The sequence below is a fragment of the Curtobacterium sp. 314Chir4.1 genome, from assembly GCF_900215175.1.
Lineage (GTDB): Bacteria > Actinomycetota > Actinomycetes > Actinomycetales > Microbacteriaceae > Curtobacterium > Curtobacterium pusillum_A.
In genome coordinates this window covers 491,367-503,504 of record NZ_OCMI01000004.1, presented here as the reverse complement: position 1 = coordinate 503,504, position 12,138 = coordinate 491,367, and the positions used below count along the sequence as shown (strand labels likewise).

At 67.8% G+C, this 12,138-nt stretch carries 11 protein-coding genes and 2 tRNA genes; 2 read left to right on the top strand and 11 right to left on the bottom strand.

Annotated elements, in window-relative coordinates; translation table 11 throughout:
- Positions 1-28 precede the first annotated feature (28 nt).
- The gene (locus tag CRP27_RS15245) at positions 29-673 is read right to left on the bottom strand and encodes an aminodeoxychorismate/anthranilate synthase component II (RefSeq protein ID WP_097181444.1); all 645 of its coding nucleotides are present in this window, start codon (positions 671-673) and stop codon (positions 29-31) included.
- 82 nt (positions 674-755) lie between these two features.
- Between CRP27_RS15245 and CRP27_RS15240 the strand changes: the two genes are divergently transcribed.
- Complete coding sequence (locus tag CRP27_RS15240; protein ID WP_079237606.1) at positions 756-1,010, top strand: cell division protein CrgA; 255 nt, start codon at positions 756-758, stop codon at positions 1,008-1,010.
- Positions 1,011-1,419: 409 nt separating this feature from the next.
- Here the strand turns inward: CRP27_RS15240 and CRP27_RS15235 are convergent, their stop codons facing one another.
- On the bottom strand, positions 1,420-2,289 hold the full coding sequence (locus CRP27_RS15235) for a rhomboid family intramembrane serine protease (RefSeq protein WP_097181443.1): 870 nt from the start codon (positions 2,287-2,289) through the stop codon (positions 1,420-1,422).
- Between the two features lie 8 nt (positions 2,290-2,297).
- Entirely contained in the window at positions 2,298-2,837 is a 540-nt protein-coding gene (locus CRP27_RS15230) for a peptidylprolyl isomerase (RefSeq protein WP_071291656.1), read from the bottom strand.
- 117 nt (positions 2,838-2,954) lie between these two features.
- On the opposite strand from CRP27_RS15230, the gene CRP27_RS15225 reads away from it, so the two are divergent.
- The gene (locus tag CRP27_RS15225; RefSeq protein ID WP_097181442.1) at positions 2,955-3,527 is read left to right on the top strand and encodes a hypothetical protein; all 573 of its coding nucleotides are present in this window, start codon (positions 2,955-2,957) and stop codon (positions 3,525-3,527) included.
- A 363-nt stretch (positions 3,528-3,890) separates the two neighbouring features.
- Here CRP27_RS15225 and CRP27_RS15220 read toward each other — a convergent pair.
- The 8 genes from CRP27_RS15220 to gnd all read right to left on the bottom strand — a co-directional run bounded on the left by CRP27_RS15220 (position 3,891) and on the right by gnd (position 12,113).
- A tRNA-Ala gene (locus tag CRP27_RS15220) sits at positions 3,891-3,963 on the bottom strand.
- Positions 3,964-3,995: 32 nt separating this feature from the next.
- A tRNA-Ile gene (locus CRP27_RS15215) sits at positions 3,996-4,072 on the bottom strand.
- 76 nt (positions 4,073-4,148) lie between these two features.
- Positions 4,149-4,556 (bottom strand): DUF3566 domain-containing protein, encoded by a 408-nt coding sequence (locus CRP27_RS15210; RefSeq protein ID WP_070417462.1) that lies wholly within the window; start codon positions 4,554-4,556, stop codon positions 4,149-4,151.
- Positions 4,549-7,206 carry a DNA gyrase subunit A gene (gene gyrA / locus CRP27_RS15205; protein WP_255257608.1) on the bottom strand — a complete coding sequence of 886 codons (2,658 nt, stop codon included), beginning with the start codon at positions 7,204-7,206 and terminating at the stop codon, positions 4,549-4,551. The genes CRP27_RS15210 and gyrA overlap by 8 nt, the downstream gene beginning before the upstream one ends.
- Before the next feature lie 117 nt (positions 7,207-7,323).
- The gene (gene gyrB / locus CRP27_RS15200) at positions 7,324-9,327 is read right to left on the bottom strand and encodes a DNA topoisomerase (ATP-hydrolyzing) subunit B (protein WP_097181441.1); all 2,004 of its coding nucleotides are present in this window, start codon (positions 9,325-9,327) and stop codon (positions 7,324-7,326) included.
- 132 nt (positions 9,328-9,459) lie between these two features.
- A complete protein-coding gene (locus CRP27_RS15195) occupies positions 9,460-9,960 on the bottom strand; it encodes a DUF721 domain-containing protein (protein WP_097181440.1) in 501 nt (166 codons plus the stop codon).
- Positions 9,960-11,195: a DNA replication/repair protein RecF gene (recF, locus tag CRP27_RS15190; protein WP_097181439.1), complete on the bottom strand. Its 1,236-nt coding sequence runs from the start codon at positions 11,193-11,195 to the stop codon at positions 9,960-9,962. Before recF ends, CRP27_RS15195 begins: the two co-directional genes overlap by 1 nt.
- 30 nt (positions 11,196-11,225) lie before the next feature.
- Positions 11,226-12,113: a phosphogluconate dehydrogenase (NAD(+)-dependent, decarboxylating) gene (gene gnd, locus CRP27_RS15185; protein ID WP_097181438.1), complete on the bottom strand. Its 888-nt coding sequence runs from the start codon at positions 12,111-12,113 to the stop codon at positions 11,226-11,228.
- Positions 12,114-12,138 lie beyond the last annotated feature (25 nt).

Genomic DNA, 12,138 nt, shown 5'->3' with positions numbered 1-12,138 from the left:
CGAGCCGTGCCTCCAGGCCGACCGCTCGTCAGGCGCGGTGCGCCGCGATGAGCGGGTTCAGTCCGGCCGCACGGTCGGCAGCGCCGGACAGTCCGGTCGTCTCCAGCCAGTTGCCGACCATGCGGTACCCGCCCTCGGTGAGGACCGACTCGGGGTGGAACTGGACGCCGTACACGGGGTGCTCGCGGTGCTGGACACCCATGATCACGCCGCCGCCGGTCCGGGCCGTGACGGTGAGCTCCTCGGGGACGGTCCCCTCGACGATCGCGAGCGAGTGGTAGCGGGTCGCAGTGAACGGGTGCGGGACGCCGACGAAGAGGTCGCTGTCGTCGTGGTCGACCTGCGAGGTCTTGCCGTGCATGAGCTCCTCGGCGTGCGTCACCGTGCCGCCGAGCGCCTCGGCGATCGCCTGGTGGCCGAGGCAGACTCCGAGGAGCGGCTTGTCCGCCGCGATCGCGGCGTGCACGGTCGCGATCGACACTCCGGCGTCGGCCGGCGTGCCCGGGCCGGGTGACAGGAGCACGCCGTCGTAGTCGGCGATGCGGTCGGCGATCTCGGACTCGGGGAAGGTGTCGTTCCGCACGACGTCGGTCTCCGCACCGAGCTGCTGCACGTAGCCGTTCAGCGTGTAGACGAAGCTGTCGTAGTTGTCGACGACGAGGATCTTGGTCATGGTCGGTTCACCGTACTCGTGGGGGATGTGTGCAGCGGGCTGAGAGTCCTCCCACACACGTGGTCACGGTAGGATACCGGCCATGGCCAAGGACAAGGACCGCACCAAGCCCGCCCGGAGGACCCGAGCCGACTCGGTCGACACTGCGGGGGACCAGCCGAACCCCGTCTGGTTCAAGCCGGTCATGTTCGGCTTCATGCTCATCGGGCTCGCCTGGGTCATCGTCTTCTACATCTCGAACACCACGCTGCCGGTCCCGTCCCTCGGGTCGTGGAACATCCTGATCGGCTTCGGCATCATGTTCGTCGGCTTCCTCATGACCACCCGCTGGCGGTAGCAACCTCGACCTTCTGTTTCTCCTGACGCCCGTCGCACCGTGTGGTGCGGCGGGCGTCGTCGTTGTCGCGGCCACCTCGGGCAGTTGTCCACAGCACTCCCGTGGCGACGATCGCGTTCTCCCCACTGCGGCCGCGGTTGTCCACAGTTGTCCACATTCTCCACACCGCTCTCCACACCCATGACCCGGAGTTATCCACAGCGAAGTCCACAATGGGGATAATCACATGCGTGTAACTCACCGGTTTCTCCACAGCTGTGGAGAACTCGCTCGTGCACGTGTGGAAACTCGCCGACCCAGGAGATGCCCGGTGTGCGACGCAACGACTGATCCCCGCTGTGCGACGCAACGACGAAGGCCCCGTCGCGCAAGCGACGGGGCCTTCGTAGGGGCGGGGCGGGGTGCGCGGTCAGACGCCTACGCCGATGCCGGCCTGGAGACTCGCGTACACCGCGAAGATGCCCGCGATGAGCACGACCGCCTCGGCCACCAGCAGGCCGATCTGCAGGCCGCGCTGTCGGACGTTGCGGGTCTTCGCGAACACGAACCCGGTGATGAAGCCGAGGACGATGCCACCGACGTGCGCCTGCCACGAGATCGCCGTGCCGGGCAGGAACCCGACGACCAGGTTGAGCCCCATGATCACCAGGAGCTGCACGGCGTTGTACCCGAGGCTCCGCTGGATCACGAAGAACGCGGCGAACAGGCCGAAGATCGCACCGGAGGCGCCGACGACCTGCGTTCCCGGGCTCAGCAACGAGACCGCGAGGTCCCCGCCGAGACCCGCCAGGAAGTAGAGCGCCAGGAAGCGCCACGTCCCGAGGATGTTCTCGAGCATCCGCCCGAAGATCCAGACGGCCCACATGTTGAACAGGATGTGGAAGAACGACGAGTGCACGAACAGCCCGGTGACCAGCCGCCACGGCTGCGTGCCGACAAACGGTGTGTAGTAGCTCAACCACGCGTTGACGTACCCGCCACTGACCTGGTTCAGCAACCACAGCACGACCGAGACGGCGACGATCACGACCGTCGCCTTCTGGTCGAGCATGGCGAAGCGCCGTCGGGCGACGGTCATCCCACTGGGGCCGTTCGCCCGACGGTTCGCCGTGAACTGCGCGCGCTGCTCACGCACGCACTCCGGGCAGTGCACCCCGACCGCCGCCGGCGTCTGGCACTCAGGGCAGATCGTGCGCCCACACCGCTGGCAGAGCACGAAGCTCTGCCGGTCGGGGTGCCGGTAGCAGGTGTTGTTCGAGTTGTACGCCGGATCGCTCACGTGGTGGCTCAGACGTCCTCGACGTCGATGCTCTGGATGACGACGTCCTCGAGCGGCTTGTCACGGCCGTCCGTCGCCACACCCTCGATCGCGTCGACGACGGCACGGGACTCGTCGTCCGCCACCTCGCCGAAGATGGTGTGCTTGCCCTGCAGCCAGGGGGTCGCCACCGTGGTGATGAAGAACTGCGAGCCGTTCGTGCCACGGCCGCCCTGGATGCCGGCGTTCGCCATCGCGAAGATGTACGGGTTCTGGAAGGTGAGCTCCGGGGAGATCTCGTCGTCGAAGCGGTAGCCCGGGCCGCCGATGCCCTGACCGAGCGGGTCGCCGCCCTGGATCATGAAGTCCTTGATGATGCGGTGGAAGACCACGCCGTCGTAGAGCTTGTCGGTGGACACCTTGCCGGTGCCCGGGTGCGTCCACTCCTGCTTGCCCGTCGCGAGGTCGACGAAGTTCTTGACGGTCTTCGGAGCGTGGTTGCCGAACAGGTTGACGCGGATGTCGCCCTTGTTCGTGTGGATCGTTGCGACAGCGGTGTGCAGAGACATGTTCCGATTCTCGCATGTACTGCTGAAGGTCAGACGGATCCCACAGGTGAGGCTCCGTGACCTGTCAGGGACTCCGGTGGCAGGATGGGACCCACGCCGATCCGATGGAGGTACCAGATGACGACGATCGAGATCCCGCGCAAGCGTCGGAAGCAGATCAAGAAGCTCAAGGGCCAGACCGCCTCGCTCCTCGGAGAGCAGCGCAAGGTCCTCGAGCACGCGAACGCGATCCTGGCGGAAGCGCGTTCGAATGCGGCAGATGCCGCTCGCAAGGACATCGCACCGCGGGTGCAGAACGCGATCGACAACGGCATCCGGCCGGCTGTCGCCACGGGTGTGCACGCCGCGACCAGCGCAGCACAGAGCGCCTCGCACCGTTTCCAGTCCGAGGTCGTCCCCGGCCTCGTCGCGACGGCGGGTTCGGTCCTCAGCGTGGGTGACCTCGCGAAGGACCCGCGCGTCAAGAAGATCGTGAAGAACGCCCAGAAGAAGGGCAAGAACGCGAAGAAGGCCGCGCAGAAGTACGTGCCGCACCAGAAGAAGGGCATCGGCTTCGGCGGTGTCGCGCTCATCATCGTCGGCGTGGTCGCCGTCGCGGGTGCCGCGTACGCCGCGTACCAGACGCTGCGCGCCGACGACGACCTGTGGGTCGCCGACGACGCCGACACGGCGGAGAAGCCCTCCGCCTGACCTCCCGGTTCGTACGAACGGCCCCGGCATCCGCCGGGGCCCTTCGTCGTCCTCGGGGTCGCACGACCCGCCGCTCACGTCCGCCGAAGTCGCGGGACTTCCCACGCCTGCCCCGCCCGAACCGCAGTTCGTGCGACCTCACGCCACGGGCGGTCACGTCTCCGCCATGTGACGGACTGGAGGCCCGTGGCGGCCCCGCCCCGTGCCTCCCGTCCGTCCTCAGGGGCGAAGCAACCACGCACCGGAACGGCTGCGGAGAGGCGCCCATCGCGGAGCGGCGCGCCGAAGGCGCCAACAAGCACAGCGAAACGACCCGGCGAAGGGAGGAACGACCGGAGCAGGGTCGTTCGAGAGAAAAGCTTGTGGAGCCTAGGAGAATCGAACTCCTGACATCCTGCTTGCAAAGCAGGCGCTCTACCAACTGAGCTAAGGCCCCGAGACGTCCAGCGTACTGGAGTCGGTGGGAGATGGTGGGGCTACAAGGACTTGAACCTTGGACCTCTTCGTTATCAGCGAAGCGCTCTAACCGCCTGAGCTATAGCCCCTCAGACCGGATGAAAGCCTACCGTACCGATCCCGCAGAACGAAATCGAGGCGGTCGGCCCATCCGGGCCGGGTGTGTCAGTTGTTCGTGAAGCCGACGAGCAGGCCGCCGGTGATCCGCACACTGAGGTTGTAGAGGACGCTCACGATGGCGCCGAGCACGGTGCCGACGACGACGTTGAGGATGCCCACGACGATGGAGAACCCGAGCACCTGGCCCAGCGAGAACTGGTCCATGATCGAGTAGTTGTTCTGCCCGGTGACGTCCTTGAGCAGGGCGTCGATCTGGGTGAAGACGCCGGTCTGGTTCAGGATGACCCACACCAGGGCGGTGGCCACGACGATCACGATGGAGCCGGCCAGGGCGATGAGGAAGCTGAGCTTCACCATCGACCAGAAGTCGACGTACACCAGTCGCAACCGCACCTGGCGGGTGCCGACGGGACGCTTCGCCTTCTTCTGGAGCTTCTCGGCGACACTACTCATTGCTTGACTGGTCCTCTCCGGCCTGGTCGTCGCCAGGCTCGGTGTCGATGGGATCAGTGGATTCCGGCACTGCCTCAGCAGGGCTGACCGTCTCCACCGGGCCCGCAGGCTCGATCTCGGCGTCGTCCTGGTCGTCCAGGTTCCGCTCTGTGTTCCGGGCCACCGCGATGATCCGGTCGTTCTCCGCGAACCTCGCGAAGACCACACCCATCGTGTCACGGCCCTTGGCGGGCACCTCGGACACGGCAGACCTTACCACCTTGCCCGATTGCAGCACGACGAGCACCTCGTCGTCCTCACCCACGATGAGAGCACCCACAAGGTCGCCTCGATCGGCTGCCAGCTTGGCCACCTTGATGCCGAGACCGCCACGGCCCTGCACGCGGTACTGGTCGACCGAGGTGCGCTTGGCGTAGCCGCCCTCCGTCATGACCCACACGTAGCCGTCGTCCGACACGACCCGCGCTGCGAGGAGCGCGTCGCCGTCACGGAAGGACATGCCCTTCACGCCGGAGGTCGACCGGCCCATCGGACGCAGCGTGTCGTTCGTCGCCGTGAAGCGGAGCGACATGCCGTGCTTCGACACGAGCAGCAGGTCGTCGTGCTCGTCGACGAGGAGCGCCTGCACGAGGGTGTCGCCGTCGCGCAGGTTGATGGCGATGATGCCACCGGTGCGGTTCGTGTCGTACTCGGTCAGCGCGGTCTTCTTCACGAGACCGTGCTCGGTGGCGAGCACGAGGTACTGCGCGGCCTCGTAGTCCCGGATGTCGAGCACCTGCTGGATCTTCTCGTCCGGCTGGAGCGCGAGCAGGTTCGCCACGTGCTGGCCCTTGGCGTCGCGGCTGGCTTCCTGCAGCTCGTACGCCTTGGCGCGGTAGACCCGGCCCTGGTCGGTGAGGAACAGGAGCCAGTGGTGCGTCGTCGTGACGAAGAAGTGCTCGACGATGTCGTCGGCGCGCAGCTGCGCACCCTTGACCCCGCGGCCGCCACGGTGCTGCGAGCGGTAGTTGTCGCTGCGCGTCCGCTTGACGTACCCGCCGCGGGTGAGGGTGACGACCATCTCCTCCTCGGGGATGAGGTCCTCGATGGACATGTCGCCGTCGAAGCCGAGCAGGATCTCGCTGCGGCGGTCGTCGCCGAAGCGCTCCACGATCTCGTCGAGCTCCTCGCCGATGATCGTGCGCTGCCGGGTCTCCGACCCGAGGATGTCCTGGAAGTCGGCGATCTTGCGCTCGAGCTCCTCGGCCTCGTCGTGGATCTTCTGCCGCTCGAGGGCGGCGAGGCGGCGGAGCTGCAGTTCGAGGATCGCGCGCGCCTGGATCTCGTCGACGGACAGCAGGTCCATCAGGCCGGTGCGGGCCTCTTCGACGTCGGGCGACCGGCGGATGAGCGCGATGACCTCGTCGAGGGCGTCGAGCGCCGCCAGGTAGCCACGGAGGATGTGGGCACGCTTCTCGGCCTCGCGCAGCCGGAACTGCGTGCGGCGGACGATGACGTCGATCTGGTGGTCGACCCACGCCGAGATGAAGCCGTCGAGCGCCAGGGTACGGGGCACGCCGTCGACGATCGCGAGCATGTTCGCGCCGAAGTTCTCCTGCAGCTGCGTGTGCTTGTACAGGTTGTTGAGCACGACCTTCGCGACTGCGTCGCGCTTGAGCACGATGACCAGGCGCTGACCGGTACGACCCGAGGTCTCGTCGCGGATGTCCGCGATGCCGGCGAGCTTGCCGTCCTTGACGCCCTCGGCGATGCGGATCGCGAGGTTGTCGGGGTTGACCTGGTACGGCAGCTCGGTGACGACGAGGCAGGTGCGACCCTGGATCTCCTCGACGTTGACGACGGCGCGCATCGTGATCGAACCACGACCCGTGCGGTAGGCGTCCTGGATGCCCTTCGTGCCGAGGATCTGCGCGCCGGTCGGGAAGTCCGGTCCCTTGATCCGCTGCATGAGCGCACCGAGGAGCTGCTCGCGCGTCGCGTCCGGGTGCTCGAGCGCCCACTTCGCGCCGGCGGCGACCTCGCGCAGGTTGTGCGGCGGGATGTTCGTCGCCATGCCGACCGCGATGCCGACGGACCCGTTGACGAGCAGGTTCGGGAACCGTGCCGGCAGGATCGCCGGTTCCTGCGTGCGACCGTCGTAGTTGTCCACGAAGTCGACGGTGTCCTCGTCGATGTCCCGGACCATCTCCATGGCGAGCGGCGCCATCTTGGTCTCGGTGTACCGCGGGGCCGCGGCACCGTCGTTGCCAGGGGACCCGAAGTTGCCCTGGCCGAGCGCGAGCGGGTACCGCAGCGACCACGGCTGCACGAGGCGGACGAGCGCGTCGTAGATCGCGCTGTCGCCGTGCGGGTGGAACTGCCCCATGACGTCACCGACGACACGCGAGCACTTGGAGAAGGCGCGGTCAGGGCGGTAGCCGCCGTCGAACATCGCGTAGATCACGCGGCGGTGCACCGGCTTCAGCCCGTCACGGACCTCCGGCAGGGCACGACCGACGATGACGCTCATCGCGTAGTCGAGGTACGAGCGCTGCATCTCGAGCTGCAGGTCGACCTGCGAGATGCGGTCACCGGAGACGACGATGTCCCCGCTGTCGCCGTGGACGATCTCGGGCTGCTCGTCGGCGCCGTTCTCGTTGTCGTCAGCCATGTGGCTTCGTTCCCTTTCTGGACAGCCTGGAGGCTGTGGTTCCGTCAGTCGCGCCGGGCGCGACCACAGGTGGTCAGGACTGGTCCGCGCGACTCACGCCGCGCCTCCAGGCCAGGATCAGATGTCCAAGAACCGGACGTCCTTCGCGTTCTGCTGGATGAACTGGCGACGGGACTCGACGTCCTCGCCCATCAGCGTCGCGAACACGCTGTCCACCGCGGCGGCGTCCTCGAGCGTGACCTGCAGGAGCGTCCGGGTGTCCGGGTTCATCGTGGTGTCCCACAGCTCCTTGTAGTCCATCTCGCCGAGACCCTTGTAGCGCTGGATCCCGTTGTCCTTCGGGATGCGCTTGCCGGAGGCGAGGCCGGACGCCATCAGGGCGTCGCGCTCGCGGTCGCTGAACACGTACTCGTGTGCCGAGTTCGACCACTTCAGGCGGTACAGCGGCGGCTGCGCCAGGTACACGTAGCCGCGCTCGATGAGCGGCCGCATGTAGCGGAACAGCAGGGTCAGGAGCAGGGTCGTGATGTGCTGGCCGTCGACGTCGGCATCGGCCATCAGCACGATCTTGTGGTAGCGGGCCTTGTCCGGGTCGAAGTCCTCGCCGATGCCGGCACCGAACGCCGTGATCATCGACTGGATCTCCTGGTTGGCCAGGGCACGGTCGAGACGGGCCTTCTCGACGTTGAGGATCTTGCCGCGCAGCGGCAGGATCGCCTGCGTCATCGGGTTGCGGCCCTGCACGGCGGAACCGCCGGCGGAGTCACCCTCGACCATGAAGATCTCGGAGACCGTCGGGTCCTTCGACTGGCAGTCCTTGAGCTTGCCGGGCATGCCGCCCGACTCCAGGAGGCCCTTGCGACGGGTGGTCTCACGGGCCTTGCGGGCGGCGAGCCGGGCCTGCGAGGCCTGGATCGCCTTGCGCACGACGTCGCGGGCCTGCGTCGGGTTGCTCTCGAACCAGTGCGTGAGCTCGTTCCCGACGACGCGCTGCACGAAGCCCTTCGCCTCGGTGTTGCCGAGCTTGGTCTTCGTCTGTCCCTCGAACTGCGGTTCGCCGAGCTTCACGGAGATGACGGCCGTCAGCCCTTCGCGGATGTCGTCACCCGTGAGGTTGTCGTCCTTCTCCTTGATGATCTTCGCCTCGCGCGCGTACTTGTTCACCAGGTACGTCAGCGCGGCGCGGAAGCCCTCTTCGTGGGTGCCGCCCTCGTGCGTGTTGATCGTGTTCGCGAAGGTGTGGACGCTCTCCTGGTAGGAGGTGTTCCACTGCATCGCGACCTCGAGCGCGATCTTGCGCTCCGGGTCCTCGGCCTCGAAGCCGATGACGTCCGGGTGCACCAGGTCGGCCTTCTTCTGGGCGTTGAGGTACTCGACGTAGTCGGCGAGGCCGCGCTCGTAGAGGAAGGAGTCGTGGCGGGCCTCTTCACCCTCGGCCGGGGTGCGCTCGTCCGTGAGGGTGATGCGCAGGCCCTTGTTGAGGAAGGCCATCTGCTGGAACCGCGTGCGCAGGGTCTCGTAGTCGAAGACGACGGTCTCGAAGATGTCGGCGTTCGGCCAGAAGGTGATCGTGGTGCCGTGACCGTCGTCCGCTTCGTCCTTCGACAGGGGCGCGACGGGGACGCCGTCGGTGTAGCTCTGGCGCCACACGTGGCCCTGCTGGCGGACCTCGACGTCGAGTTCCGAGCTCAGCGCGTTGACGACGGAGGAGCCGACGCCGTGCAGACCACCGGACACCGCGTACGCGCCGCCGCCGAACTTGCCACCGGCGTGCAGGACGGTCAGGACGACCTGGACGGTCGAGACGCCCTCGGCCGCGTGGATCCCCACGGGGATGCCACGGCCGTTGTCGACCACGCGCACGCCACCGTCTTCACGGATGGTGACGTTGATGGTGTCGCAGTAGCCGGCGAGGGCCTCGTCGACGGAGTTGTCCACGATCTCCTGCACGAGGTGGTGCAGACCACGCGGTCCCGTCGACCCGATGTACATGCCCGGACGCTTCCGGACGGCTTCGAGTCCCTCGAGCACCTGGATCTGGTCTGCGCCGTACTGGGGTTCGCTCTGCGGGGTCGCCTCGCCGGACGAGTTCTGTCGGTCGTCGTCAGATCCGGATGTCATTCGAAGGTGCTCCTGCCTGCGCGCGGAACACCCGCGCACTGCACCTCCCAGTCTACCGCAGGGACCCCGCATCCGAGGGCGAAATCCGCCCGTGGACGGCCTTTTTTCGTCCTCCCGGACGATTTCGTCGACTCACCCGTAAGTGTCGCGAGGACCGCGCCCCTGGACCGTCCTGGGACCGCGTTTCCAGGTGGGGGCGTCGGGGCCCGAAACCCGGATCGACTGCACCCCCGCCTCCGGGTGCCGCTCGGCGATGGTCGTCGTGATGGTGCTGCGCATGAGCCGGAGCTGCGTCGCCCAAGCCGTCGAGTCGCACCGGATGACGAGTGCGCCGTCGTCGATGGTCATCGGGCGGGAGTGCTTCGCGAGCTCGTCGCCCACGACCGCGGGCCAGTCCACGAACAGTTCGGAGCGGGCGAGCGGTTCGGTCCAGCCGAGCTCCTGGGCGAGCGAGCCGACGACGTCGCCGAGCCCGGCGGGCTCACGACCCCGGCCGTACGGCACCGAGTCGGGGTCGAGTCCCTTCATGCGGCGTCGACGCGCGTCGACGCCGCGCTTGGAGGGGTCGCCGAACACGGCACGGAGGTGCCGGTAGACCCGCGAGGGCTCGGTGGGCTTCACGGGCTTCGGCATCAGACGCCGGCTTCCGTCGGGTGGTCTCCCGGGTCTTCGGACGGACTGGAGGCACGGCTCGGCTCCGCCTCGTCGGTCACGATCGTGCCGGATTCGATCCGGACGGTGTGCGCGGCGAGCTGCTCGGGCACGTCACCGAACACCGCGGCGGTGATGAGCACCTGCTCGTAGTCGGCGACCGCTGCGGCCAGGCGCTCCCGGCGCGACTCGTCGAGTTCGGCGAACACGTCGTCGAGGATGATGATCGGGTCGCCCAGGCTCGACTCGGCGCGCAGGATCGACGCACTGGCCAGCTGCACCGCGAGGGCGAACGACCACGATTCCCCGTGACTGGCGTAGCCCCGAGCAGGTAACCCGTTCAGCTGGAAGAGCACGTCGTCCCGGTGTGGCCCGACGAGCGTCAGACCGCGGTCGAGCTCGTCGCGCCGACGCCGTTCCAGCGCTGCACGGAACGCCTCGGCAGCTGCTGTGACCGTAACCGGCTCGTCTGGTGTCCCGAGGACGGGATCCGTCGCTGCGGCGTCCTCCGGGTCGCCGCCGCGGACACTGAGCACACCCGTGATCGACGCCTCGTGCCGTTCGCCCGCGACGGTGGCGTAGGCCTCGGCGACGAACGGGGCGAGCCGACGCGTGAGGTGATCGCGCGCGGCGATGATCTCGGCGCCGAACGCCACGAGCCGTTCGTCCCAGACGTCGAGCGTCGCGAGCGAGCCGGCCTTCGCGCCCGTCGCTCTGGCCGACTTCAGCAGGGTGTTGCGCTGCCGGAGCGTCCGGTCGTAGTCGGCGAGGACACCCTGCATGCGCGGCGCGATCTGACCGAGGAGCTCGTCGAGCATCCGACGACGGCCGGCCGGTTCACCGCGCACGAGCGCGAGGTCCTCCGGTGCGAAGAGCACGCTCGTGCAGTACCGCGGGAGCTCGCGCGGCTTGATGGCCGCACGGTTCACCTGCGCCCGGTTCGATCCGGTGCGGTTGATCTGCACCTCGGCGAGGATGCTGCGGTCCTCGTGGGCGAGCCGCGCGCGGACGATCGCCGCGTCGCAGCCCTGCCGGACGAGGGCCGCATCGGTCGGGACCCGGTGGGAGCCGAGGGTCGACAGGTAGCCGATCGCCTCGACCAGGTTGGTCTTGCCCTGTCCGTTCCGTCCGACGAACAGGTTCGGCCCGCGTGCGAGGTCGACCTCGGCCTCCCGGTAGTTCCGGAAGTCCGTGAGTTGCAGGTGGTCGACGTGCACGCGGGCCGTGGCCGGGTTGCCCCGGTTGGACTACGCCTTCTTGACGGCGTGGCCGCCGAACTGGTTGCGGAGCGCCGCGACGGCCTTCATCGTCGGGGACTCGCTGCCCTGACGCGAGACGAAGCGCGCGAACATCGCCGCCGAGAGCGCGGGCATCGGCACAGCGAGCTCGATGGCCTCTTCGAGGGTCCAACGACCCTCGCCCGAGTCGTCGACGTAGCCCTCGAGCTCGCTGAGCTTCGGGTCCTCGTTGATCGCGAGGACGAGGAGGTCGAGCAGCCAGGAGCGGACGACCGTGCCACGCTGCCACCCGGCGAAGACCGCCGGGACGTCGTGCACGATGTCCTTGGCCTCGAGGAGCTCGTAGCCCTCGCCGTAGGCCTGCATGATCGCGTACTCGATGCCGTTGTGGACCATCTTCGCGTAGTGGCCCGCACCGACGCCGCCGGCGTGCGAGAAGCCCTCTTCGCGCGGACCCTCCGGACGGAGTGCGTCGAAGACGGGCATGGCGAACTCGACGTCCTCGGGGGCGCCGCCCACCATGAGGCCGTAGCCGTTCTCCTTGCCCCAGACGCCACCGGAGACGCCGGCGTCCATGTACCGGATGCCCTTGGCGTCGAGCTGCTTGGCGTGCACCTCGTCGTCGAGCCACTTCGAGTTGCCGCCGTCGATCACGAGGTCGCCCTCGCTCAGGACGTTCGACAGGTCGGTGATCACGTCGTCGGTGATCTTGCCGTGCGGGACCATGACCCACACGAGCTTCTTGCCCTCGGGGAGCGCCGCGGCGAGTGCGCCGAGGTCGGCGACGTCCGAGACGGCGGGGTTCGCGTCGTAGCCGGTGACCTCGATGCCTGCGTTGCGGAGACGGGCACGCATGTTGTTGCCCATGCGACCGAGGCCGACAAGACCGATGTGCATGATTTCCTCTTCTGTTCGTCGTCGC